Raw genomic sequence first — 25,703 nt, 5'->3', positions numbered from 1 at the left:
CCGCCCGGACACGGCGCCGCCCCCGGCCGGGGTCCGGACGGGGGCGATGTACGGGTGTACGGGTGTGCCGGTGCGGTTATCCGTTGCCGCCGAGGTCGATCGTGACGGTCCGCTCGACGGGGTTCCTGCCGAGCAGCGCGGTCTGCATGGCGTGCGCCACGTCGTCCGCACTGAGCTGGTGCTTCTTGCCGTCGGCCTTGGTGACCATGATGCCGTCGAAGACGCCGTCGCAGAGGGTGTCGATGGCCTTCTTGTCGTAGTGCTCGACGAGCCGGCCCTTGACCGGCACCATCGTGAGGATCTGCGGCAGCGACCGCGCCGGGCCGAACTGGATCTGCTTGGGACCGGCCTTGATGGTGATCAGGCCGGACATCGCGGGCTTTGCGAACTCCTTCATCGCCCGGTCCAGTTCCGCCTGGCTGATGGTGGGTTCGCGGCTGGTGACGGGCAGTTGGACGGGGTTCGTCCGGCCGGTCTCCACCTGGGCCCGGTACGCGTCACGCACCGAGATCAGCGACTGGTTGACGTCCAGCGCCTTGCCCGTCTTGCCGGGTACGGCGACGGCCTTGCCCGGCTCGAAGCGGATCGTGCCGTCGTTGGCCGAGCCGGAGACGCCCGCCAGGTCCGTGAGCGCGACCCCGAGCTTCTCCTCGTCCACCGGGATCACCGGGTCGACGACGCGCTTGCTGCCGAAGAGGGAGCCGATGACGGAGAGCGGGTTGTAGTCGCTGCCCGCGGCCGAGCGCACGGTCTCCTGGCTGTCCAGGCCGAGCCCCGCCTTGTCCGGTGCGAGCTCGGTCTTCTTGCCGTCCACGGACAGTTGGAGGGGGGTTTCGGCGCGCTTGCCGAGTGCGGCGTCCAGCTTCGCGACGCCCTCCTCCTTCGTGCCGCCGCCGATGTCGACGCCGAGGACCGTGGTGCCCTTGGGGACGTCGGAGTGGTTCATCAGCAGCCCGGCGCCGTACGCGACACCGAGCAGGCCGACGACACCGGCGCAGAGGAGGACCAGCTTGGAGCGGCCCTTCTTCTTCGCGGGCGGGGCCGCCGGAGCGGGACGCGCGGCAGGAGTGGGCGACGCGCCGGCGGGACCGCCGGGCCCGGCCGGACCGGTGCCCATCGCGTCGTCCGCAAGACCGGGCGTCAGGCCGGAATGCCCGCCGCCGGGGCCGCCCGCGCCCGTGAACAGGGACGGGGGCGGGAACGGCGAGCGGTGCTCCGGCGGGACGACGGGGATGCCGCTGGTGAGCGTGTCACCGGAGACGTTGCCGCCCCGGCCGGCGGAGGCCGGGCCCGGCGACTGGGGCGTCAGCACCGCGGTGTCGTCGGACATCCGCGGAGGCACGCCACCGGGGGCGCCGGGACCCTTCGGGCCCGCCGAACCTCCGGGGCCCGCCGTGCGGAAGCCGCCCGCCCCGTCGAGGTTCGGGGTCAGGGCCGAAGTGCCGGTGACGCCCGTGGTCGGTCCGGAGGGGCCGGGCGTGTGCACGCCGAGGTCGGGCGTGGGGCGCGGGCCGCCGGGCGCGCGGGGGCTGAGCTCGTCGAGGGCGCTGCCGGGGCGGGGCGCGTCCTGCTCGCCCGTGCGCTGCGGCCCGTCCGAGAAGTACGGCAGCTCGGCGCGCGGCGGGGTGTGCGCCGCGCCCTTGGTGCCGTCGGCGCCACCGGGCGCGGCGGAGCCGACGACCGAGGTGTTCGTGGGGGCTTTGCGCGGGGCGAACCAGTCGCCGCCGTTCTTCTCCCTGGCCGGCTTCTCGGCGGCCGGTTCCGCACTCGCCGAACCGGGTCTCGCCTCGGCGGCCGGTGCGGTGTCGGCCGTGTCCGACGCGCCGCTCGACGCCGGCGAGGCGGGGCGCGGGATGCTGCTCGTGCGCTCGGCCTCGGTGGCGTCGGCGTCGCCCATGGGCGTACGCATGACGACGGGCGGGATGGGACGCGACCCCGGGATGTTGATCCGGATGCGCGTCGTCAGCGTCGTCTCGGTCCTCGGTTCCTCGGACTGAGGCGGATCCGCAGGCTTCGGGGCCCCCTCCGGGGCGTCCTGCGAAGGGTGCAGCGACGGATACTGGCGGGATCCGTACGGCGGCGTCCCCGAGGGGTACGCGGCTCCTCCACGCCCCTGAGGCCCGGAGGGCGAACTGTCAGTTTCACGACTCAAAGCAGGTTCTCCCGATTGGCTCCGCCGCCCGTACTTCCCCCATGCCGCAGGCCAGGGGACGGCTCGGCGCGCGAACCACCTTACTGGCCGCCGCCGACAGACACCTCGCGGCCGGGGGAATCGACTGCGCGACCGCCGGACGGACAAGGGGCATTACGGGATCGGACGTGGCACATTACTTGCCAGGTCGGCCGCTGTCGGCATCCGTTCGCGGCGACCGCGACATGGTGGCACAGATCACAGCGACAGCCATCCCGCCCAGCATGAAGAGGGTGAGGCCCAGTTCATCGCCGAAGACATAGTCTCCTTCCGGCCGTCCACCCAGCAGCACAATGACCGAAATCAGCCAGCCCGCGGCCGGGGCCAGAGCGCCGAGCTGGGTGCCGAAGACGCAGCGCCCGCCGTAGAACAGTCCGGCGCACGCGGCCAGCGCGAGCAGCAATCCGGCGGGGAACCAGGCCGCTTGGACCAGTACCCCGGCGATCCCGACAAGCGCACCGAGGACGGCGAGGCCCGCATAGGCGGCGATCCGCCCGGGGTTGAGGGGCGCGGCGAGGCCGGTGGCCGCGGTGTCCCTGGCGGGCGTACCGGTGCGTGGTGTGCGCTGCTTGCCGTCGCTCATCGTTCGGCTCCCGATACGTCGGCTCCACGCACGTCCGCTTCCGGTACGTCCGCTTCCGGTACGTCCGCTTCCGGTACGCCTGCTTCCGGTACGCCTGCTTCCGGTACGCCTGCTTCCGGTACGTCCGCTTCCGGTACGTCCGCTTCCGGTACGCCTGCTTCCGGTACGTCCGCTTCCAGTACGCCTGCTTCCGGTACGTCCGCTTCCGGTACGCCTGCTTCCGGCACTCCGGCGAACAGGTCGTCCTCGCGGGCGCCTTGAGGGGCCCCGGAGGTGCCGCGTACCAACTCGTAGTACTCGGTGGTGAAGACGGGCTGGCCGAGGTCGTTGGAGAGAGCGAAGAAGGGGCCGTCCACGACGATCTGAGTAGTGTGGGCCCGCATCGCGGCGCTCTTGGCGGCCGCGTGGGCCGAGCCGTCGATCCGCGCGGTGATCCTCGTGTCGTCGGCCACACCCGGTACGTCGTCGAGGGCGGCGATCCTCGGGAAGGCGTCCGGCGCCGTCTCCCGCAGGCGCGCGAAGCCCTCTTCGGCCACCGAGCGCGGCACCCGGTTCCAGTAGATCTTGGCGATGGTGTGCGGGGCGTCCGGGGCGTCCGGTCCCGGGCGGTACGCCGGGTCGGCGGCCAGCTCCGCCGCCCGCATCGCGACGCGGTGCGCCTGGATGTGGTCGGGGTGCCCGTAGCCGCCGTCGGGGTCGTACGTCACGAGAACCTGCGGGCGCACCGAGCGGATCACCTCCACGAGGTACCCGGCGGCGGCGTCCACGTCCGCGTCCCAGAAGGCGCCGGGGCGGTGGTTCTGCTCGGCGCCCATCATTCCGGAGTCGCGGAAGCGGCCGGGGCCGCCGAGGAGGCGGTGGTCGGTGACTCCCAGCTCCTTCATCGCCGCGGCGAGTTCACCCCGGCGGTAGGGGCCCAGGGTGTCGTCCCGGTCGGCCGCGAGATGGGCGAGGGCGGGCGGGATGATCTCGCCCTCCTCGCCGAGTGTGCAGGTCACCAGGGTCACCTGGGCGCCCTCGGCCGCGTACTTGGCCATGGTGGCGCCGTTGTTGATCGACTCGTCGTCGGGGTGCGCGTGCACCAGAAGCAGACGCCGGGCGGGATGGTCCGTCATAGGGACCACCCTACGAGCCGAGCGCCTCGGGGCCTGACCGCACACCGGCCGACGACGAACCGGGGCGCGTAACCGGGGCTCAGAACTTGAGGCTGCCGATCATGCCGGCCACATTCGTGGTCAGGTTCGAGATGCTGGGCGCAATGGACGAGCTGGCCAGATAGAAACCGAGCAGCGCGCAGACCACCGCATGTCCGCCCTTCAGTCCGGATTTCCGGATCAGCAGGAAGACGACGATCGCCAGCAGCACCACCGCCGAAATCGAGAGTGCCACGGCGGTTCACCTCCATCAGTACGGTCGGGACGGGCAGCACACATGGAGCCAGCAGGTTCATACCCACCAAGCGCTACGGATCATAACTATCCGTGGCACCGCATTGATCGGGGCACAGCAGCACGAGGGGCGCACGACCGGGTGGTCGGGGACTAGGTTCGAGCCCATGACTTCGCAGAAGATCTCGTTTCCCCGCCAGCACGCCAGGACCATGCGGTTCACCCTCGGCGCCCCCCGTGCGTTCACCGTTTCACCCGACGGTGAGCGGGTGATCTTCCTGCGGTCCGGCTCGGGCACGGACCGGGCGGGCCGGCTGTGGGTGCTGGACCTGCCGGCGGGCGGGGCGCCGAAGGAGCGCGTCGTCGCCGATCCCGGGACACTGCTGGGCGGTTCGGCGGAGCGGCTGTCGGCGCAGGAGCGGGCCCGGCGCGAGCGCAGCCGTGAGGGCTCCTCGGGGATCGTCGGCTACGCGGTCGACGCGGCGGCCGAGTTGGCGGCGTTCGCGCTCTCCGGGAAGGTGTACGTCGCGCAGTTGCGGGCGGGTACGGCGCGGGCGCTGCCGGTGCCCGGTCCGGTGATCGACCCGCGGCCCTCGCCGGACGGGCGGCACATCGCGTACGTGTCCAAGGGCGCGCTGCGCGTCGTGGGCGCCGACGGCGACGGGGACCGGGCGCTCGCGGAGCCGGAGGGGGAGAACGTCAGTTACGGTCTGGCGGAGTTCATCGCGGCCGAGGAGATGCAGCGCTCGCGGGGCTTCTGGTGGTCGCCGGAGTCGGACCGGCTGCTGGTCGCCCGGGTCGACGACAGTCCCGTACAGCGGTGGTGGATCGCGGATCCCGCGCACCCGGACCGCAGGCCCGCCGAGGTCGCCTACCCGGCGGCGGGGACGCCCAACGCCGAGGTGCGGCTCTTCGTGACGGGCCTGGACGGCAGCCGTACCGAAGTGGTCTGGGACCGGGCACGCCATCCGTATCTGGCTCAGGTGCACTGGTCGTCAAACGGGGCTCCGCTGCTCCTCGTACAGGCTCGTGACCAGCAGAGCCAGCTGTTCCTCGCGGTGGACACGGAGACCGGGACGACGCGGACGGTGCATGCCGACGAGGACCCGGTCTGGCTGGAAATCTTCCCCGGCGTGCCCGCCTGGGCACCGGACGGGCGGCTTGTGCGGATCGCGGACGAGGGCGGGGCGCGGGTGCTCGCGGTCGGCGACCGGCTGCTGACCGGGGCGCAGTTGCAGCTCCAGGCGGTCCTGGACATCGGTGATTCGGATGTCCTGGTGTCGGCGTCGGCGGGCGAGGAGGCCGCGGAGCCGGAGATCGGCGAGAGCCATGTGTACCGGGTCAACGAGCTGGGCATCGAGCGGATCTCCGAAGGGGCGGGGGTGCATTCGGCGGTCCGCGCGGGCGGGGTGACGGTGCTGGTCTCCCAGTCCCTGGACCGGCCGGGGGCCCGTGCCGAGGTGCTCCGGGGCGGCAGGCGGATCGCCACCGTGACGAGCTTCGAACAGGAGCCGGTCCTGTCGGCACGGGTGCGTCTCACCGAAGGGGGCGCACGGCGAATTCCGTGCGCCGTGTTGCTCCCCGACGGGTATACGGAATCGGACGGTCCGCTTCCGGTCCTCATGGATCCGTACGGCGGACCGCACGGCCGGCGGGTGCTCGCCGCCCACAATCCGCATCTGACGTCACAGTGGTTCGCCGATCAGGGCTTCGCGGTGGTCGTCGCGGACGGCCGGGGCGCGCCGGGGCGTTCACCGGGCTGGGAGAAGGCCGTCAAGGACAATCTCGCCCTCACGGTGGACGACCAGATCGAGGCGCTGCACGCGCTGGCCGGGCGGTTCCCGCTGGATCTCGGCAAGGTGGCGATCCGCGGCTGGTCGTTCGGCGGCTATCTGGCGGCGCTGGCCGTGCTGCGGCGGCCGGATGTCTTCCACGCGGCGGTGGTGGGCGCTCCGGTGACCGACCAGCGGCTGTACGACACCCACTACACCGAGCGCTACCTCGGCGACCCGGCGAAGCAGCCGGAGGTGTACGCGCGCAACTCGGTGCTGACGGACGAGGGGCTCTCCGGGGCCGCGGACCAGGTCCGGCCGATGATGATCATCCATGGTCTGGCGGACGACAACGTGGTGGTCGCGCACTCGCTGAAGCTGTCGTCGGCGCTGCTCTCGGCAGGGCGCCCGCACGAGGTGCTGCCGCTCAGCGGGGTGACGCACATGACGCCGCAGGAGCAGGTGGCGGAGAATCTGCTGCTGCTCCAAGTGGACTTCCTGAAGCGGTCGTTGGGGCTGTACGAGTGATCTGATCAGGACGCCCCGGCAGGCGTCGACCGGCGGGCGGCAGTCGATGGACCGACTGCCGCGATCCGTCACCAGCCCGGCGGCGGCTGGGACGGGGGCGGCGGGCCGAAGACGCCGGGCCGGGGATAGCCGTACCCCTGCCCATAGCCCTGGTGGGGCTGGGCGGGGGCGTCCGCGGTGCCCCGGCGGGCCAGCACGATGAGCACCACCGCACCGGTGACGACTTCGAAGAACCAGGTCAGTACGGTGAGTTGCTCCTCGGTCGGCAAATCACCGAAGTGATCGAGGAATTCGTAGTGCACGGCGCGGGCCACTCCCAGCACGCCGGCGGACAGCAGCGCACCGGCCGCGATCATGCCGAACGGCCGTGCGTGCACGGCGCGGCAGAGCGCGCTCGTCCCCGCGTACAGACAGAGCAGCGCGACGAGTGCACTGCTCCAGCCCGGCGGAGGGTCGGTCAGCGCCTGGATCGCCCGGTTCCCGCCCAGGTACCAGTCGGGGTAGAACTCGGGGAACCGCACGGCCTGACGGATCTCCCAGGCGATCAGGACCGCTCCGGCGGCGCCCAGCAGCAGAAAGGCGGTCACTCCGGCGCCCTGCCCCGGACGGCCCGGGGTGGCCTCGGAGAAGTCGCGCGGCGTCCTGCGCCCGGCCCCCGCGGTGATGATCAGCGCGATGCCCGCCGCGAGGGCCACGAAGGCACAGACGAGGGCGCGGGTGCGGAGGTCGTCGGAGTACGCGGCGTCCATCCGGGACTCACCGATGTTCCAGAGTCCGGGGAGCCGCATGGCGAGGGTGACCACTCCGGTGGCGACCAGCACCGTTCCGGCCACCGAGGACCGCAGGGCCGCGACGGCGGCGACCACATACGCCACGAGCAGCATCACGTCGTCGGCCGAGGTGGTGGGCAGCACGGCCGGTCGCATCTCGTACATCTCGTAGTAGCCCGCCCAGTACTTCCACAACTGCCCCGGATCGTCGACGGCCTGGAGATCCCGTACGAGCCAGCCCGCGACGATCACCGCGAGCAGGGCACAGAGGACAGCGCCGGTGATCCTTGCTCCGCGCGTGACTATCACGCGAGCGATACTCCCCCGGCCGCCGCCCGCCGGACAAGAGGGTCGCCCGGATGGTGCCTTAACGGGCAACCGGCCGGAGGGACTTGAAAGCCCCCCGGCCGGTTCACAGCACCCGCACGGCCGTACGACGACCATCGTGGCGCGTTCGTATATCGGAGGTGGGACGGATATCGGAGGTGGGACGGCCGAGTTGCCCGCGCGTTGACGCGTCCGCGCTCAGCCGGCCCGGCTGCTCCCGGACGGCGACGGCCCGTCCTTGCGCCCCACGGCGCCCGGGGAGCCCGTCCCGCCCTCCTCCGGCGCCTCGTCGGCCCCCCTGGGCAGCCCCTCCGGCGACTCCCCCGGCAGTTCCTCCGTCGGCTCCGTCGGCAGCTCCCCCGGCGTCTCCAGCAGCCCCTCCGGCGGCACCACCTGCTTCTCCTCGGCGAAGTGACAGGCCGAGTCGTGCTTGGCCGGGATGTCCGTCAGCCGGAAGACCGCCGGGACCGCCAGCAGCGGCACCTCCAGTGCGCACCGCTCCTGCGCCTTCCAGCAGCGGGTGCGGAAGCGGCAGCCGGAAGGCGGGTTGGCGGGCGACGGGACGTCACCGTGCAGGATGATCCGCTCCCGGTGCTCGCGCGCCATCGGGTCCGGCACCGGCACGGCGGACAGCAGCGCCTGGGTGTACGGATGCGTGGGGTGCTCGTAGATCTGCTCGTCGGTGCCGATCTCGACGATCCGGCCCAGGTACATCACGCCGACCCGGTCGGAGATGTGCCGGACGATCGACAGGTCGTGCGCGATGAAGACGTAACTCAGTCCGAACTCCGTCTGCAGCCGGTCCAGCAGGTTGACGACCTGCGCCTGCACGGAGACGTCGAGGGCGGAGACGGGTTCGTCGGCGACGATGATCTCGGGGTTCAGGGCCAGGCCGCGGGCGATGCCGATGCGCTGGCGCTGGCCGCCGGAGAACTGGTGCGGATAGCGGTTGATGTACTCCGGGTTGAGCCCGACGACGTCCAGCAGGTCCTGGACCCTGCGGCGCCGGTCGCCCTTCGGCGCCACCTCGGGATGGATCTCGTACGGCTCCCCGATGATGTCGCCGACCGTCATCCGGGGATTGAGCGAGGTGTACGGGTCCTGGAACACCATCTGGATGTTTCGGCGCACGGCCTTCAGGGCGCGCCCCGACAGCTTGGTGATGTCCTCGCCCTTGTACTTGATCGCGCCGGCCGTCGGCTGTTCCAGATGGACCAGCATCCTGGCCACGGTCGACTTGCCGCAGCCCGACTCCCCCACGATGCCGAGCGTCTCGCCCGCCGCCAGGTCGAAGGAGACCCCGTCGACCGCCTTGACGGCGCCGATCTGCTTCTTGATCAAGATGCCCTGGGTCAGCGGGTAGTGCTTGACGAGATCGCGGACCTCCAGAATGGGTTCGCCGCCCGCGCGGGTGCTCCCCGGTTCAGCGTGCATCGAGCGTCTCCTTCCAGAAGTAGCAGGCGCTCTCGCGGTTTGCGGCCACCTCGAACAGCGGCGGTACCTCGCCCCGGCAGATCTCCTGGGCCATCGGGCAGCGCGGATGGAAGGCGCAGCCGGGCGGGATGTGCAGCAGGTTGGGCGGCAGGCCCTTGATCGCGTACAGCTCCTGGCCCTTCTGGTCCAGGCGCGGGATCGACTGGAGCAGGCCCTTGGTGTACGGGTGAGCGGGTGCCCGGTAGATCTCGTGGACGGGGGCGGTCTCGACGATCCGGCCCGCGTACATCACGGCGATGTAGTCGGCGACGTCCGCGACCACGCCGAGGTCGTGGGTGATCAGGATCAGGCCCATGTTCAGTTCGCGCTGGAGCTCGGCGAGCAGGTCCATCACCTGGGCCTGGACGGTCACGTCGAGGGCGGTGGTGGGTTCGTCGGCGATGATCAGCGAGGGTTCCAGCGCCATCGCCATGGCGATCATGATGCGCTGGCGCATGCCGCCGGAGAACTGGTGCGGATAGTTCCCGACGCGTTCCTTCGCGGCCGGGATGCGGACCCGGTCCATCAGTTCGACGGCCTTCCGCTTGGCGTCCTTGTGGGACATTCCGCGGTGGACGACGAACATCTCGCCGAGCTGCTCCCCCACGCTGAGCACGGGGTTGAGGGAGGAGAGGGCGTCCTGGAAGATCATGGCCATCTCCTGGCCGCGGATCTTCCGGCGTTCGTCCTTCTTCATCTTCAGCAGGTCACGGTCCTTGAAGAGGATCTCGCCGCCGCTGATCCTCCCGGGGGGCATGTCGAGGATGCCCATGACGGCCTGCGCGGTGACCGACTTGCCGGAGCCGGATTCGCCGAGGACGGCCAGCGTCTCGCCCTCGGCCACCGAGTAGTTGACCCCGTTGACGGCTTTGGCCACGCCGTCGCGGGTGTGGAACTCCACGTGCAGATCGCGCACTTCGAGCAACATGGCAGCGGGCTCCTCAGCGCAGCTTGGGGTCGAGGGCGTCGCGCACCGCGTCGCCGAGCATGATGAACGCGAGCACGGTGATCGCCAGCGCACCGGCGGGCCAGAGCAGCATGTGCGGGGCGTTGCGGATGTACTGGGACGCGGCGGAGATGTCGATGCCCCAGGAGACGGCCGGCGGTTTCAGGCCGACGCCGAGGAACGAGAGGGTCGCCTCCAGCGAGATGTACGTACCGAGCGCGATGGTCGCGACGACGATCACCGGCGCGATGGCGTTCGGGGTGATGTGGCGCAGCATCATCCGCGTGTTGGAGGCGCCGAGCGCGCGTGCCGCCTGTACGTAGTCGTTCTGCTTGGCGGTGATCACGGAGCCCCGGGCGATGCGGGCGATCTGCGGCCAGCCCAGCAGCACGATGAAACCGATCACCGGCCAGACGGTGGAGCTGGTGACGACGGAGAGGAAGACCAGGCCGCCGAGGACGACGGGGATGCCGAAGAAGACATCGGTGAGGCGGGAGAGCATGGAGTCCCACCAGCCGCCGAAGAATCCGGCCAGGCCGCCGAGGAAGCCGCCGAGCAGGGAGACGCCCAGGGTGGCGCAGACGCCGACGGTGACGGAGTTCCTGGCGCCGTAGACGGTACGGGTGTAGACGTCGCAGCCCTGTCCGTCGAAGCCGAAGGGGTGGCCGGGCTGGGAGCCTTCCTGGGCCTTGCTCAGATCGCAGTTCAGGGGATCCTGGTCGGCGATCAGCGACGGCCAGATAGAGATGATCACCAGGAAGAGGATGATCAGGGCGGAGATGATGAAGACCGGGTTGCGGCGCAGGTCCCGCCAGGCGTCGGACCACAGGCTGCGCGGCTTCTCGGCGGGCCCGGTGCCCTCGGGACCGCCCGGCGTCTTTTCGAGGGTAGCGCCCTCCTCCAGTGCCAGGTCCATGACGCCTCCCGCGCCGGCCGGTGAGATCGCCTCGTCCGGTGTCTGCTCAGGCATAGCGGATCCTCGGGTCGAGAACGGCGTACAGCAGGTCGACGATCAGGTTCGCCGCCAGGAACACGAGGACCAGAATGGTGACGAACCCGACGACGGTCTGGGAGTTCTGGCGCAGGATGCCCTGGTAGAGCTGGTAGCCGACGCCATGGATGTTGAAGATCCGCTCGGTGACGATCGCCCCGCCCATCAGGGCGCCCACGTCCGTGCCGATGAAGGTGACGACGGGGATCAGCGAGTTGCGCAGCAGATGCCGGATGACGACGCGGCGCCTGGGCAGTCCCTTGGCGACGGCGGTACGGACGTAGTCGGCGCGGGCGTTCTCGGCGATCGAGGTCCGGGTGAGCCGGGTGACGTACGCCAGGGAGACCGAGGCGAGGACGAGTCCCGGGACGAGAAGCTCGTTGAAGGGCGCCTGAGGTGAGACGGACGGTTTGATGACGCCCCACTCCACTCCGAGGAGGAGCTGGAGCAGCAGACCGGTGACGAAGGTCGGGACGGAGATGACGACCAGGGTGAGGATGAGCACGGTGGTGTCGACGGGGCGGCCCCGGCGCAGACCGGTGACGACGCCGAGACTGATGCCGATGACGACTTCGAAGACGATCGCGACGACGGTGAGCCGGATGGTGACGGGGAAGGCGCTGCCCATCAGCTCGGTGACCTTCTGCCCGTTGAACGCGGTGCCGAAGTCGCCGGTGAAGACGTTGCCCATGTAGGTGGCGTATTGCTGCCAGACCGGCTTGTCGAGGCCGAATTCCGAGCGGAGTCGGGCTGCGGTCGCCGGGTCGCACTGGCGTTCGCCGCAAAGGCCCGCGATGGGGTCGCCCATCACGTTCACCATGAGGAAGATCAACAGCGTGGCGCCGAAGAAGACCGGGATCATCTGCAGCAGCCGCCGGATCACATAACGTCCCATGAAGGGCTCCGGGGGTCGCGGGGCAAAGGCTCGGGCTGGGGAGTAACGGGCCGAGGGATGCGGAAGCCGGGTGGCCGGTGCGTTGGTCCCTGGCACCGGCCACCCGGTCTCAACGGATCACTTGACCGTGATCTGCTCGTACACCGGGACGCTGAACTGGTTCAGCGACACATTGGAGACCCGGTCCGAGTAGCCGGCGCTGCCGTTCTGGTACCAGAGCGGGATGACGGGCATCTGCTCGACCAGGACCTTCTCCGCGTCCTGGAAGGTCGAGACCGCCGTGGCCTTGTCGGACTCGGCGTTGGCCTTGTTGACGAGGTCGTCGAACTTCTTGCTGCTCCACTTGCCGTCGTTGGAGGAGGCGTCGGTGTAGTACACCGGCTGCAGGAAGTTCTGGATCAGCGGGTAGTCCATCTGCCAGCCGGCCCGCCAGGCGCCGGTCAGCTTCTGCTGGGAGACCTGGCTGCGGAAGTCGGCGAAGGTGCCGACCGGACCGCCGACGCACGCCTTGTTGTTGCCCATCACCTTGTTGATGCTGATGCAGACGGCGTCGACCCACTCCTTGTGCGAGCCGGTGTCCGCGTTGTACGAGATCTTGAGCTGGCCACCGGGGATGCCGCCGCCCTCCTGGATCAGCTTCTTGGCGTTCGCCGCGTTGTACTCGCAGGGCGCGCCGCACAGCCCCTCCTTGAAGCCGCCGTCCGCGCCGAGGACCGGGGAGGTCCAGTCGGAGGCGGGGGTGCGGGTCTTCTGAAAGATCTGGCTGGTGATCTGATCGCGGTTGATCGCCATCGACAGGCCCTGGCGGACCTTGATGCCGCCGGGGGTGTCCCACTTCTTGTCGTAGAAGGGGAAGGCGATGGTCTGGATGATGCCGGCCGGGGTGTTGATGTACCGGTCGCCGAGGTCCGCCTTGACGTTCTTCAGTTGCGAGGCGGGTACGTCGTCGACGAGGTCGAGGTTGCCGGCCGTCAGGTCGGTGTAGGCGGTGTTGTTGTCGGTGTAGACCTTGAGGTCGATGCCACCGTTCTGCGCCTTGTCGTCCCCGGGGTACTTGTCCCACTTGCGCAGGTTCATCGACGAGCCCTTGGTGTACTTGTCGATGGTGTACGGGCCGTTGCCGATCGGCTTGGACACCCAGGCGGCGTGGTCGGTGAAGAAGGCCTTGGGCAGCGGGGCGAACGCCGGGTAGCCGAGGGTGTCGGGCCACAGCGAGAACTTCTGCATCAGCTTGACGGTGAAGGTCTTGTCGTTGACGAGCTTGAGGCCGGAGAGCGTGTGCGCCAAAGCGCTGCCGGTCCTCGGGTGGACCTTGTCGTATCCGTCGATGTAACCGAAGAAGTACGCGTTCTTCTGATTGTTCTTCAGCAGGGCGCCGTAGTTCCAGGCGTCCACGAACGACTTCGCGGTGACCTTCTCGCCGTTGCTGAAGGTCCAGCCGTCCTTCACGGTGATCGTGAAGTTCTGGTTGTCCTTGGTGTCGATCTTCTCGGCGAGCACGTTCGTGGCCGCGCCGGTCTTCGGGTCGTACTTCTTGAGTCCCCGGAAGATCATGTCGAGGACCTTGCCGCCCTGCACCTCGTTGGTGTTCGCGGGTTCGAGGGGGTTCTGCGGGTCGCCCCAGGAGGAACTCACGATTCCATTGGCCCCACCGCCACCACCGCCGCTGCTGCCCCCGCCGCCACATGCCGTCGCCGCCAGGGCGACGGCCACCGCACATGCGGCCCACTTGGCCTGTGTGGCTCCGCGCATGGAGTGCCTCCTCGTAGTTCTCCGTCTCACTTGGGGTCAAATATCACCTCATAGATCACATTGCGCACATTCACTCCACCCATTCGGGCACCACGGAACCACCCGGGTGGCCCCAAGGCCAGGGCCGGGAAACGGTCGCGCCCGCCCAGGACGGCAAAAGGCCCGGAACCTCGACAGGTTCCGGGCCTTCCGTGTCACACGTGCCGTACGACGGAGGTCGCACGCGCCGTCCTACGAAGCCGCGCCGACGACGTCCTTCTCCTCGGCGAAGTGGCAGGCCGACTCGTGCGCGGCCGGTGTGTCCGAGCCCCTGAAGCGCTCGGGGACCGCCAGCAGCGGCAGCTCCGTGGCGCACTTGTCCTGGGCCTTCCAGCACCGCGTACGGAAGCGGCAGCCCGACGGCGGGTTCGCCGGCGAGGGGACCTCACCGGTGAGGATGATCCGCTCGCGGCCCTCGCGGGCCTCCGGGTCGGGGACCGGGACCGCCGACAGCAGCGCCTGGGTGTAGGGGTGCGTCGGGTGGTCGTAGATCTCCGTGTCCGTACCGATCTCGGCCATCTTGCCGAGGTACATGACACCGACCCGGTCCGAGATGTGCCGGACGATCGACAGGTCGTGCGCGATGAAGAGGTAGGACAGGTTGAACTCGTCCTGGAGCTTCTCCATCAGGTTGATGACCTGCGCCTGCACCGACACGTCGAGCGCGGAGACCGGCTCGTCGCAGATGATGATCTCCGGGTTGAGCGCGAGGCCGCGGGCGATGCCGATGCGCTGGCGCTGGCCGCCGGAGAACTGGTGCGGGTACCGGTTGATGTACTCCGGGTTGAGCCCGACGACGTCCAGCAGCTCCTGGACCCTGCGGCGGCGGTCGCCCTTCGGCGCCACCTCGGGGTGGATCTCGTACGTCTCGCCGATGATGTCGCCCACCGTCATACGGGGGTTGAGCGAGGTGTACGGGTCCTGGAACACCATCTGGATGTTGCGGCGGACGGCCTTGAGGGCCTTGCCGGACAGCTTGGTGATGTCCTGGCCCTTGTAGAAGACCTCGCCGGAGGTGGCGGTCTCCAGGAGCATCAGGACCTTGGCGACCGTGGACTTGCCACAGCCGGACTCGCCCACGATGCCGAGCGTCTCGCCCTGGTACAGGTCGAAGGAGATCCCGTCGACGGCCTTGACCGCGCCGATCTGCTTCTTGAACAGGATGCCCTGGGTCAGCGGGAAGTGCTTGACCAGGTTGCGCACCTGCAGGATCGGCTCCCCGCGGTCCACCTTCGCGTCGAGGGCGGCCACGGCCTCCGCCTCCGTGGCGGCGTCGACCGTCTCCACCTCGGTGACGTTGGGGAGGGCGTCGTCCACGGCGGCGTCCTTCTTGCTGGGCTCAGCCATGGATCTGCTCCTTCCAGAAGTGGCAGGCGCTGCCGCGGCCGACCAGCTCGGTGCCGTCCGGCTCGGTCACCGGCAGCAGGGCCGGGACGTCGGTGCGGCAGATGTCCTGCGCCTTGGGACAGCGCGGGTTGAAGGCGCAACCGGCGGGCGCCTTCAGCAGGTTGGGCGGCAGGCCCTTGATCGCGTAGAGCTCGTGGCCCTTCTGGTCGAGCCGCGGGATCGAGTCGAGCAGGCCGCGGGTGTACGGGTGCGCGGGGCGCTTGTACAGCTCGTGGATCGGGGACTGCTCGACGATCCGGCCCGCGTACATGACCGCGATCTTGTCCGCGACGTCGGCGACGACGCCGAGGTCGTGGGTGATCAGGATCAGGCCCATGTTGTACTCGCGCTGGAGGTCCGCCAGCAGGTCCATGACCTGCGCCTGGACCGTCACGTCGAGCGCCGTGGTGGGCTCGTCCGCGATGATCAGGTCGGGCTCCAGGGCCAGCGCCATGGCGATCATGATGCGCTGGCGCATACCGCCGGAGAACTGGTGCGGGTAGTCGTTGACCCGGCTGCCGGCGGCCGGGATCTTCACCCGGTCCATCAGTTCGATGGCCTTGGCCTTGGCGTCCTTCTTGGACATGCCCTGGTGGACCCGGAACATCTCGCCCAGCTGGTTGCCGACCGAGTAGACCGGGTTCAGCGCGGAGAGCGCGTCCTGGAAGATCATCGCCATCTTCGGGCCGCGCAGCTTGCGCCGCTCGCTCTCCGGGAGCTGGAGGATGTCCTGCCCCTTGAAGAGGATCTCGCCCTTGGCGACCCGCCCGGGGGGCGAGTCGAGGATGCCCATGATCGCCTGCGCGGTCACGGACTTGCCGGAGCCGGACTCGCCGAGCACGGCGAGCGTCTCACCGGCCCGGACGTCGTAGTTGACGCCGTTGACGGCCCTGACGATGCCCTCGCGGGTCTTGAACTCGACGTGCAGGTCGCGCACTTCGAGCACAGGCGTCTCGGCGTCGTCGGAGCGCTGGTTCGGCACTTCCGCGGTGACGTGTGAAGTAGTCATGTAGTGGTGCCGCCCTCTCAGCGCAGCTTCGGGTCAAGGGCGTCACGCAGCCCGTCGCCGACGAAAACGAAACCAAGGACCGTGAGGACCAGGGCGATCGACGGGTAGACCCACAGGTAGTCCTTGACCCCGAGGAAATCGCGGGCCGAGGCCAGCATGTTGCCCCACTCCGCGACTTCGGGACTGACACCGACGCCCAGGAAGGACAGCGCCGCCTCCGCCACGATCGCGGTGCCGACACTGAAGGCGGCGTACGCCATCACCGCGGCGATGGAGTTGGGAATGATGTGCCGGATGATGATCCGCGAGGTGCTGGCGCCCAGAGCCCGGGCGGCGAGCACGTAGTCGGCCTCGCGGACCGACAGGATCGAACTGCGCAGCAGTCGGGAGACCGTCGGCCAGGAGAAGACTCCCAGCGAGATGATCACCGGGGCGACGCCGCGGCCCATCGCGATGATGATGACGATGGCGCCGATCAGCAGCGGGAAGGCGAAGAAGACGTCCGCGATGCGCATCAGAACCGAGTCGGTGGCCTTGCCGAAGTACCCGGCGAGGGAACCGATGATCATGCCGATCAGGCACGCCAGGAAGATCGAGGCGAGACCGATCACCACGGCGATGCGGGCGCCGTAGATGATGCGCGAGAGCTGGTCGCGGCCGAGCGCGTCGGTACCGAGCAGGTGCCCGTTGCCCGGCGACTGCAGGGTGTTGTTGAGGTCCTGCGCCAGCGGATCGAACGGCGCGAGCAGCGGTGCGCACGCGGCGGTCAGGAACAGCAGGCCGATCAGCACCAGGCCGACCACGGCCAGCTTGTTGGCCAGGAAGCGATGGCGGATCTCGCCCCACTGGGTGACGCGGGCGATCGCCGGCTCGGCCTCGGCCGAAGCGGCCGCCTTCTGAGCGGTCCCCGCCTCCGCTGTGCTCTTGGTGAGCTCAGTCATGGGTGTGACTCCTAGAACGGGCTGCCTGGGATCAGGCGAGACGGATGCGCGGGTCGAGGACCGCGTACAAGAGGTCGACGATCAGGTTGAGCAGAACGAACACGGCGACACCGAAGGTCACCACGCCGATGATGATCGGGTTGTTCTGCTGCTGAACCGCCTGGACCAGCGCCAGCCCGATGCCGTCCCAGTTGAAGATCGCCTCGGTGATGAGCGCACCGCCGAGCAGGCCGCCGAAGGAGATGCCGAGGTAGGTGACGACCGGGATGATCGAGTTGCGCATCACATGCTTGACGAGCACCGTCCGCCGGGGCAGACCCTTGGCGACGGCCGTCTTGACGTAGTCGGCCCGCAGCACCTCGAGCATGGTGCCGCGCATGAGTCTCGCCACCAGTGCCGCGTCCAGGATCGCCAGTGTGAAGGCGGGCAGGATCAGGGAGTTGAAGGAGCCGTCGGAGATCAGTGGGAACCACTGGAGGTCCACCACGAAGAACTTCTGCAGCACCATACCGATGATGAAGGATGGGAATCCGACGGCCAGCGTGGTCAGCAGAGTGATCAGCACGTCCCAGAACGAGTATCTGAACAACGCGGCGATCAGACCGGCGAAGACGCCGATCGCGATGTCGATGATGATGGCCGTGACAGCCAGCTCGGCGGTGTTCGCGAGCTTCGGCTTCAGGATCTCGGTCACCGGGCGACGCTGGGTGAAGTCCTCACCGAGGTCGCCCTTGGCCAGGTTCTGGACGAAGTGGCCGTACTGCACCGGCAGCGGGTCGTTGAGACCGTAGCGCTCCCGGAGTTCGGCCACGACGGCCGGGTCGCGAGCCTTGTCACCACCGAGCGAACCCACGGGGTCGCCGGGCAGGATGAACAGGCAGCAGAAGAGAACAACGGTCGCACCGAAGAGGACGACGATCATCTGCCCGAGCCGGCGGATCACATATCTGCCCACGATGCCTCCTTCACATACTGAGCGTGGGGTGGGCGGCGTCATCCGATCGGGAGAGCGGCCGCTGCCGGGCGCTGGTAGGGGGTGCGCCCGGGACGGAGCGAAGGCCGTGGAAACCGAAGAAGTTACTCCGACTCCACGGCCTTCGCCTATCTGCTGGAGGAGGCTCTTACTTGGCCGAGATCTCCGCGAGAGTCGGGTCCTCGAAGAAGTCCATCTTGATGTTGTTGAACTTCTTGTTGTTCACCAGACGGTACCCACTGCGCTGCCACAGCGGAATGACACCCTGGTCGGTGTCGATGGCGATCTTCTCGGCCTGCTTGTACAGGTCGGCACGCTTGGCGGCGTCCTTCTCGGAGCGGGCCTGGTCGAGCAGCTTGTCGAACGCCGGGTTCGAGTGGCGGCCACGGTTGTCGCCCTGCGCCTTGCCGGTCGCCTTGTCCTCACCGATGCCGGCGGTGCTCAGCAGCGGGGAGAGGAAGTTGTCCGCGGTCGGGTAGTCGGCGGTCCACGCCGAACGCCACAGACCGTTGGCGCTCTTCTCCTGCTGAGCGGCCAGGGCCTCCTTGAACGGCTTGCCGTCCAGCTTGACGTTGAGGCCGAGGACGTCCTTCAGCTGGGCCGCGATGGCCTGCACCCACTCCTCGTGGCCGGCGCCGGTGTTGTAGCCGAAGTTGATGGTCGTACCCGGCTTCAGGCCGCCCTTCGCGGCGAGTTCCTTGGCCTTGGCCTTGTCCTGCTTGACGCAGGAGGTGCAGACATCGGCCACGTAGGTGTCGCCGAAGGACGGCGGGAGGAACGCGGTGGCCGGCTTCATCATGCCCTGGAAGACGGACTTGGCGATGGCCTCGCGGTCGATCGCGTACGAGATCGCCTTGCGCGCGTCGACGTTGTTCAGCGGCTTGGTCTGGTTGAAGACGACCAGGTAGTTGATGCCGGAGAACTCGGCCGAGTACCACTGGCCCTGCGGCTCGTACTTGGCCTTGGCGACCGGGAGCTGCGGGGTGGGCATACGGGCGTAGTCGAACTGGCCCGACTGGAAGCCCGTGTACTCGAGCTGGGAGCCGTTGGCCGGGTTCAGGATCTTGAACTCGACCTTGTCCAGCTTGGCCTTGGTCAGGCCGTAGTCGTCGTTGCGGACGACGGTGATCGAGCCGTTGTGCTGCCAGGAGCCCTGCATCTTGAAGGCGCCGTTGCCGATCGGGGCGTCGTTGAACGACTTGTTGTCACCGGCGCCGGCGACCTTCGGGACCGGGCTGAAGGCCGCGTGGGCGGTCTTCTTGTCGAACTCGAAGTCCGGCTCGGTCAGCTCGACCTTGAGGGTGTTGGCGTCCGGAGCGGACAGGCCGGCGAACTTGTCGCTCTTGCCGCCCTTCAGGTCGTCGTAGCCCTTGATGCCGGCCATGTGGTACGAGACGTCGGAGGCCGAGGCCTTCGCGGCGACACGGGTCCAGCCACGGATGAACGACTCGGCGTCGACGACCTCACCGTTGGTGAACTTCGTGCCGGCCTTGATCTTGAACGTCCAGGACTTGCCGTCCTCCGACGTGCCGGACTCGGCAAGCTTCGGAATGAGCTTGCCGTCCGTGGACACGTCGTACAGCTGGGTGAAGAGGGCCCGGGCGACGACCATGCCCTCGGACTCCTGGGCGTTCACCGGGTCGATGGAGACCGGCTCGGTGATGCCCATACGGAACGTGCCGCCGCCTGCCCCCTTTCCGGCGTCGTCCTTCTTGTCGCCGTCCCCGCCACCGCAAGCGGTCGCAGCCAGGGCGATGATTGCCGCTCCCGCGACCCACTTGGCGCTCTTGGCACCACGCATGGGTTTCCTCCTCATGAGTCCACTGATCTACCAGAAGGGCCTTGGCCGTTTGCCGACACCCCTGACGGCAATGACACCCAAGTACCCGAGTGTGCTCGTGAGTCGGCACTCCCCACAGTGCGTGACCCATTGACCCGAGCTCATCGAGCCAACTATTAAGTACAGCCGGGCTGTAAACCACACTTAAAGGGTCTCGTTTTGACAACATCAATCGCACGCGTAGACCCGAAATACGGACAAAGCGATCCCAGACAGACACCCCCGAAACGGACCGTTGATACATGTTCCGGAGAGCGACGCCCGATAACCGGACACTCGGCTCACAAATACGGGTTGCGCATCCGAGGGACGGCACGCTCACATCACCGCGCCTTGCGCCTGCTCGATCCACTCGGCGCCCCGGTCGCACAGGTATCCCTGCAAGTACCCCGACGCACTTGAGCCTACCCGCGTAGAACCGGTACCGGACCGTCTTCGTGAGCTCGTCCGTCGCGGTGCTGCTCCCGCCTCACCACAGAGGCCCGGCCTCCCGCACGGTGTGCGGGAGGCCGGGCCTCAGGTGACCGGGCGAGGGTGCGCGGGTCAGCGCTTGGCGCGCGAAGCGGCGCGGCCGCGCTCCTTCTGGTCCAGGACGACCTTGCGGATACGGACCGTCTCCGGGGTCACCTCGATGCACTCGTCCTCGCGGCAGAACTCCAGGGACTGCTCCAGGGAGAGCTTGCGGGCCGGCACCACGTTCTCCGTGGTGTCCGCGGAAGCCGCACGCATGTTGGTGAGCTTCTTCTCCTTGGTGATGTTCACGTCCATGTCGTCGGCGCGGGAGTTCTCGCCGACGATCATGCCCTCGTAGACCTCGGTGCCGGCCTCGGTGAAGATGACACCGCGCTCCTGGAGGTTGACCATCGCGAACGGCGTCACGGAGCCCGCGCGGTCGGCGACCAGCGAGCCGTTGTGACGGGTGCGCAGCTCGCCGAACCACGGCTCGTGGCCCTCGAAGATGGAGTGCGCGATGCCCGTGCCGCGGGTCTGCGTCAGGAACTCCGTACGGAAGCCGATCAGGCCGCGGGACGGGACGATCCACTCCATGCGGACCCAGCCCGAACCGTGGTTCGTCATGGTCTCCATACGGCCCTTGCGGGTCGCCATCAGCTGGGTGATCGCGCCGAGGTGCTCCTCGGGGGAGTCGATCGTCATGCGCTCGATCGGCTCGTGCGTCTTGCCGTCGACCTGCTTGGTGACGACCTCCGGCTTGCCGACCGTGAGCTCGAAGCCCTCGCGGCGCATCTGCTCGACGAGGATGGCCAGCGCGAGCTCGCCGCGGCCCTGGACCTCCCAGGCGTCGGGACGCTCGGTGTCCAGGACGCGGAGCGAGACGTTACCGATCAGCTCGCGGTCGAGGCGGTCCTTCACCTGGCGGGCGGTGACCTTGTGGCCCTTGCCGCCCTTGCCGACGAGCGGCGAGGTGTTCGTACCGATGGTCATCGAGATGGCCGGCTCGTCGACCGTGATCAGCGGCAGCGCGATCGGGTTCTCGGGGTCGGCCAGGGTCTCGCCGATCATGATGTCCGGGATACCGGCGATGGCGCAGATGTCGCCCGGGCCCGCCTTCTCGGCCGGCTTGCGGGTGAGCGCCTCGGTCATCATGAGCTCGGTGATGCGGACGTTGGACATCGTGCCGTCGCGCTTGATCCAGGTGACGTTCTGGCCCTTGCGCAGCTCGCCCTGCTCGACGCGGCAGAGCGCGATACGGCCGAGGAAGTTGTCGGCGTCCAGGTTGGTGACGTGGGCCTGCAGCGGGGCCTCGTCGTCGTACTCCGGGGCCGGGACGTGCGCCAGGATCGTGTTGAAGAACGGCTCCAGGCTGTCGCTGTCCGGCGGAACCATGCCGTCCTCCGGCTTGGTCAGCGAGGCGACGCCGTCACGGGCGCAGGCGTAGACGATCGGGAACTCGATCTGGTCCTCGTCCGCGTCCAGGTCCAGGAACAGGTCGTACGTCTCGTCGACGACCTCGGCGATCCGGGAGTCGGGGCGGTCCGTCTTGTTGATGCAGAGGATCACCGGCATCTTCGCGGAGAGCGCCTTGCGCAGCACGAAGCGGGTCTGCGGGAGCGGGCCCTCGGAGGCGTCGACGAGCAGCACGACCGCGTCCACCATCGACAGACCGCGCTCGACCTCGCCGCCGAAGTCGGCGTGGCCGGGGGTGTCGATGATGTTGATCGTGATCGGGTCCCCGCCGTCCTTGGGGTGATACTTCACCGCCGTGTTCTTGGCGAGGATCGTGATGCCCTTCTCACGCTCCAGGTCGTTCGAGTCCATCATGCGTTCGTCGAGGTTCTCGGCGGCGTGCGCGGCGAAGGTGCCGGCCTGCCTCAGCATGGCGTCGACCAGCGTGGTCTTGCCGTGGTCGACGTGGGCGACGATGGCTACGTTACGGATGTCGTGGCGCGTGGGCATTGGGTGGCTTGCGCTTCTCTCGGATCGTGGGATCAGGCGTCTCAGTCGCTCTCGGGTCCTCGTACGCCCGCCGGGCGGACGCGCCACGGCTACCCCCCATGGTACGGGGCTGGCGCGTCCGGGGCTTCCCGGCCCGATCCGCGAGACCGCTCTTCAGCCACTCTTCAACCGGAATTCGGCAGTCCTTACCTCGTTGCCCGCCTCGGTGCCCGGACTGCGCCGGGTGGGTGCGCAGGGTGTGAAAAGGGGCTGCTGAGGGCGGGAAAAAGGGGGATGCGGAGGGATCCGTGGGGGGATTCGTGGGGGGATCCGTGGGGGGATCCGTGGGGGGATCCGTGGGGGGATCCGTGGGGGGATCCGTGGGGGGATCCGTGGGGGGATCCGTGGGGGGATCCGTGGGGGGATCCGTGGGGCTCCGCAAGATCCCGTAGGGGGAGTATGGGAGGCAATCGGCTCGGGTCCACGTTGCACCGGCCTTGCCCGCCGGGGAGTCCGGCGGGCAAGGGACTTGAGTCAGTTCTGAGCTTCCGGTTCCGTTCTGACCTGCTACTTCTTCTTGCCTGCCGGGGCTCCGGCGGACTGCGGCTTCTTGAAGCCGATGTCCTGGTAGTGGGGTGCCCCGAAGCCGAAGGCGCCGACGTTCGCCAGCTTTCTGTTCGTCGCCACGAGCTGCGGGCGCTGGTAAAGCGGAATCGATCCGGCGGCGGCCCAGATCCGGGCGTCCGCCTGCTTCATCAGATCCCGGGCGGCCCCCTCGTCGAGCTCCGCGGCCGCCTGGTCGAAGAGCTGGTCGATGTGGTCCGTGCCGACGCGGGTGTAGTTCTGCTCGACCAGCAGCGAGCCGTCGGTGGCGGGTACCGGCTTCGCGAAGATCGGGCGGTCGTCGGTCGCCGGGTAGGCGGTGGCGGGCCAGGAGTACAGGGCCAGGTCGTAGTCGCCGGAGGCGATGTGGTCCTTGAAGTAGCTGTCGTCGGCGACCTTGGTGATCGACGTACCGATGCCGATCGAATCGAGCATCGCCGAGATCTTGTCCCCGACGGCACGCAGCGGCTCCGAGCCGGGACCGGACGGCAGGACGAAGCGCAGGGTCAGCGTCTTGCCGTCCTTGCCGAGCGGGCCGCGGCGCGCGTCGGGGGCCTGGGCGGGGGCCGCGGTGCCCGCGGGGGCGTACGCACCGGTGGCGCCGCCCGGCCCCTTGTCGGGCTTGCCCTGCTTCTCGGGCGTGGCCGCCTTGTCGTCCTTCCCGGCGGTGGCGTCCTTGTCCTTCGCGCCCTTCTTCTTGGCCTCGCTGCCCGCCTTGGTGCCGTCCAATTTCTTGATCGCGCCCTCCCGCGTCCAGCCCGCGTCGGCCAGCAGCGCCCGCGCCTCGTCGGTGTCGTGCCCGCCGAGTGCGCCGCTGCTGTCCTTGTACGCCGGCTGCCCGGCCAGGGCCACGTGGCTGCCGAGCGGTGCGGCGGGCAGGCCGAGGGGTTTCAGTACGGTGTCGGCGAGCTCCTGGCGGTTCAGGGCCCGGGCCACCGCCCGGCGTACCCGGTCGTCGGCGAGCGGCCCGGACTCGCCGTTCAGCGCGAGCTGGGTGTAGGCGGGCTCCAGCGACTTGCGGACCACGTACGCGCGCAGCTTGCCCTGCTCGGCCGCGTACGCCTGGGCGGCGGTCCGGTTCTTCTCCCTGGCCGCCTGCGCGGCCGCCGCGGCCTTCTCGTCCGAGCCGTGCGCCTCGGCCCAGGAGCGCAGCGCGGCGGCCGGGCCGGTCCCGGATCCTGGGCCCTGGGCGAGCGGCTGCCCGTTCCCGCCCTTGTCGCGGCCCGCCTGGACGATGCGCTGCGCCGCGGCGGCGTCGATGTCCGCGACGTCGACCTTCCCCTCGGTCAGCGCCTGGGTACGGTCCTGCGGCTTGACGGCCCGGAAGACCAGCGTGTCGAGCTTGGCCGACCTCCCCCACCAGCGCGGATTGCGCTCCAGCGTGACCTCGCCGGTCTGCGCGTCCACGCCGCGCAGCCGGAACGGTCCCGCGGTGGCCTTGAGGGTGGTCCGCGCCCCGTCGTTGAAGGTGCCCGGGGTGCCGGTCACCTCCTTCGGGTACAGCGGGGAGAAGAGCGAGCGCCAGTCCGCGTACGGCTTGGCGAAGGTGACCCGTACCTCCTGCTCGTCGGCGCCGCGCTCGATCTTCTCGATCCGGTCGTAGCCGGCGTTGCGGGCGGTCCAGTACGCCGAGTCCTTGCCGTTCAGCGCCCGCCACTGGGCGACGAAGTCCGCCGCCTCGATCGCCCGGCCGTCGCTCCACACCGCCCGCTGGTTGATCCGGTAGAGCACCACCTGCCTGGGCTCGCGCTCGACCACCTTCGCGGACTCCAGATAGTCCGTGTCGAGTTGCGGCCTGCCCTGGGCGTCCAGCGGGAAGAGCGTCGGCAGCAGGGCGCCGGTGATGCGGGTGGTCGCGGCGTCGGCGTCGGCCTGGAAGACGTTGAGAGTGGCGGGCACGGCATCGATCGCCCAGGTGGCCGTACCGCCCGCCGCGACCAGGTCCCGGGCCGCGACCGCGATGTCCTGAGGGGCTGCGGCGGCGGTGGTGTCGCTGTCGTCAAAGGTGCAGCCGGCCAGCACGGGGAGCGTCAGCACACCCGTCGTGAGGAGCGCGAGCGAGCGGCGCTTTCGGGCCGTCCCCCGCGGGACGCCGACGTGGGACATGGCTGATACCTCCGAGGCCGGCCCGGTCCACCCGCACCGGGGTGGACCGGATTGTGCTGTTTAGTGGCATATGCAGTTGATCACACCGATTCCGTCCCTCCACTGAAGGCGCCCCCGCGCGAGAGGCGGCGCAGACACGGCGCAGCCCCTCCCGAACGTCACCCGTGCGGCGGAGCGGGCCCCTGGGAGACCGGAAGGGCCCGCACCCTTCCCAACAGGGGTGTGACGCGCGACACTCTCAGGCGCATGAACATGACCAACCGCGACTGCGGAAGTGAGAGCAAGTCATGTCACTGCACGAGGAATTGACGGCCATTCAGGACTGCCTCGACGACCTGGTCCGCACCCTGGTCCGGACCGCGCGGTCAGTCCGTGAGGAATCCGCGGATGGCCGCGGCGATCTCACCCGTGTGCGTCTCGAGCGCGAAGTGGCCCGTGTCCAGCAGTCGGACGTTGGCGCCGGGGATGTCACGCTTGAAGGCTTCGGCACCAGCGGGCAGGAAGAACGGGTCGTTGCGGCCCCAGATGGCCAGCAGCGGTGGCCGATGGGTTCAGAAGTACTCCTGGAACGCGGGATAGAGCTCGACGTTGCTCGCGTAGTCCAGAAAGAGGTGCAGTTGAATCTCGTCCGCGCCCGGACGAGCAAGGTAGTGGTTGTCGAGCGCTCTTCATCGAGGCCGCCCGCGGCGACGACTGGATCGGGCTGCAGTCCTACACCTGGACCAAGATCGGTCCCGAAGGACCCATCCCCACGGCGGACGGTGTCGAGCGCACCCTCACGCAGTGGGAGTACTAC

Annotated in this window: 18 protein-coding genes and 2 pseudogenes; 2 read left to right on the top strand and 18 right to left on the bottom strand. The window is 69.0% G+C overall.

Annotation, left to right across the window (positions count from 1 at the left end):
* Positions 1-76: 76 nt before the first annotated feature.
* The 4 genes and pseudogenes from OH735_RS24675 to OH735_RS24660 form a co-directional block, all read right to left on the bottom strand.
* Complete coding sequence (locus tag OH735_RS24675) at positions 77-1,897, bottom strand: hypothetical protein (RefSeq protein WP_406386716.1); 1,821 nt, start codon at positions 1,895-1,897, stop codon at positions 77-79.
* Positions 1,898-2,327: 430 nt separating this feature from the next.
* Positions 2,328-2,774 (bottom strand): DUF6113 family protein, encoded by a 447-nt coding sequence (locus tag OH735_RS24670; RefSeq protein ID WP_406383705.1) that lies wholly within the window; start codon positions 2,772-2,774, stop codon positions 2,328-2,330.
* Positions 2,775-2,983: 209 nt separating this feature from the next.
* Positions 2,984-3,889: pseudogene (mshB, locus tag OH735_RS24665) on the bottom strand (N-acetyl-1-D-myo-inositol-2-amino-2-deoxy-alpha-D-glucopyranoside deacetylase); the annotation flags it as partial.
* A 79-nt stretch (positions 3,890-3,968) separates the two neighbouring features.
* Positions 3,969-4,163 carry a hypothetical protein gene (locus OH735_RS24660; RefSeq protein WP_093896879.1) on the bottom strand — a complete coding sequence of 65 codons (195 nt, stop codon included), beginning with the start codon at positions 4,161-4,163 and terminating at the stop codon, positions 3,969-3,971.
* A 166-nt stretch (positions 4,164-4,329) separates the two neighbouring features.
* On the opposite strand from OH735_RS24660, the gene OH735_RS24655 reads away from it, so the two are divergent.
* Positions 4,330-6,462, top strand: a complete 2,133-nt coding sequence (locus tag OH735_RS24655) for a prolyl oligopeptidase family serine peptidase (RefSeq protein ID WP_406383704.1) — start codon at positions 4,330-4,332, stop codon at positions 6,460-6,462.
* A 68-nt stretch (positions 6,463-6,530) separates the two neighbouring features.
* On the opposite strand, the gene OH735_RS24650 is transcribed toward OH735_RS24655, so the two are convergent.
* The 14 genes from OH735_RS24650 to OH735_RS24585 form a co-directional block, all read right to left on the bottom strand.
* Positions 6,531-7,541: a hypothetical protein gene (locus tag OH735_RS24650; RefSeq protein ID WP_406383703.1), complete on the bottom strand. Its 1,011-nt coding sequence runs from the start codon at positions 7,539-7,541 to the stop codon at positions 6,531-6,533.
* A 216-nt stretch (positions 7,542-7,757) separates the two neighbouring features.
* A complete protein-coding gene (locus OH735_RS24645; protein ID WP_406383702.1) occupies positions 7,758-8,993 on the bottom strand; it encodes an ABC transporter ATP-binding protein in 1,236 nt (411 codons plus the stop codon).
* Entirely contained in the window at positions 8,983-9,960 is a 978-nt protein-coding gene (locus OH735_RS24640) for an ABC transporter ATP-binding protein (RefSeq protein WP_406383701.1), read from the bottom strand. Before OH735_RS24640 ends, OH735_RS24645 begins: the two co-directional genes overlap by 11 nt.
* A 13-nt stretch (positions 9,961-9,973) precedes the next feature.
* Positions 9,974-10,948, bottom strand: coding sequence for an ABC transporter permease (locus OH735_RS24635; RefSeq protein WP_406383700.1), 975 nt, complete (start codon positions 10,946-10,948; stop codon positions 9,974-9,976).
* Positions 10,941-11,864, bottom strand: coding sequence for an ABC transporter permease (locus tag OH735_RS24630; protein WP_406383699.1), 924 nt, complete (start codon positions 11,862-11,864; stop codon positions 10,941-10,943). Before OH735_RS24630 ends, OH735_RS24635 begins: the two co-directional genes overlap by 8 nt.
* A 117-nt stretch (positions 11,865-11,981) precedes the next feature.
* Positions 11,982-13,616, bottom strand: coding sequence for an ABC transporter substrate-binding protein (locus OH735_RS24625; protein WP_406383698.1), 1,635 nt, complete (start codon positions 13,614-13,616; stop codon positions 11,982-11,984).
* Positions 13,617-13,847: 231 nt separating this feature from the next.
* Complete coding sequence (locus OH735_RS24620) at positions 13,848-15,002, bottom strand: ABC transporter ATP-binding protein (protein ID WP_406383697.1); 1,155 nt, start codon at positions 15,000-15,002, stop codon at positions 13,848-13,850.
* Positions 14,995-16,050 carry an ABC transporter ATP-binding protein gene (locus OH735_RS24615; protein ID WP_406383696.1) on the bottom strand — a complete coding sequence of 352 codons (1,056 nt, stop codon included), beginning with the start codon at positions 16,048-16,050 and terminating at the stop codon, positions 14,995-14,997. The genes OH735_RS24620 and OH735_RS24615 overlap by 8 nt, the downstream gene beginning before the upstream one ends.
* A 17-nt stretch (positions 16,051-16,067) precedes the next feature.
* A complete protein-coding gene (locus tag OH735_RS24610; protein ID WP_406383695.1) occupies positions 16,068-16,991 on the bottom strand; it encodes an ABC transporter permease in 924 nt (307 codons plus the stop codon).
* 31 nt (positions 16,992-17,022) lie between these two features.
* Positions 17,023-17,946: an ABC transporter permease gene (locus OH735_RS24605; protein ID WP_406383694.1), complete on the bottom strand. Its 924-nt coding sequence runs from the start codon at positions 17,944-17,946 to the stop codon at positions 17,023-17,025.
* Between the two features lie 166 nt (positions 17,947-18,112).
* Positions 18,113-19,765: an ABC transporter substrate-binding protein gene (locus OH735_RS24600; RefSeq protein ID WP_406383693.1), complete on the bottom strand. Its 1,653-nt coding sequence runs from the start codon at positions 19,763-19,765 to the stop codon at positions 18,113-18,115.
* Positions 19,766-20,347: 582 nt separating this feature from the next.
* A complete protein-coding gene (typA, locus tag OH735_RS24595; RefSeq protein WP_406383692.1) occupies positions 20,348-22,219 on the bottom strand; it encodes a translational GTPase TypA in 1,872 nt (623 codons plus the stop codon).
* Positions 22,220-22,765: 546 nt separating this feature from the next.
* Complete coding sequence (locus tag OH735_RS24590; protein WP_406383691.1) at positions 22,766-24,907, bottom strand: ABC transporter family substrate-binding protein; 2,142 nt, start codon at positions 24,905-24,907, stop codon at positions 22,766-22,768.
* Positions 24,908-25,272: 365 nt separating this feature from the next.
* The gene (locus tag OH735_RS24585; RefSeq protein ID WP_406386714.1) at positions 25,273-25,434 is read right to left on the bottom strand and encodes an alpha/beta fold hydrolase; all 162 of its coding nucleotides are present in this window, start codon (positions 25,432-25,434) and stop codon (positions 25,273-25,275) included.
* Between the two features lie 137 nt (positions 25,435-25,571).
* Here OH735_RS24585 and OH735_RS24580 point away from each other — a divergent pair.
* Positions 25,572-25,703: pseudogene (locus OH735_RS24580) on the top strand (glycoside hydrolase family 1 protein); the annotation flags it as partial.

It is taken from the genome of Streptomyces sp. NBC_01618, assembly GCF_045209435.1.
Taxonomy (GTDB): domain Bacteria; phylum Actinomycetota; class Actinomycetes; order Streptomycetales; family Streptomycetaceae; genus Streptomyces.
The sequence above is the reverse complement of the archived record's forward strand: the minus strand, read 5'-3'. Positions and strand labels throughout refer to the sequence as shown.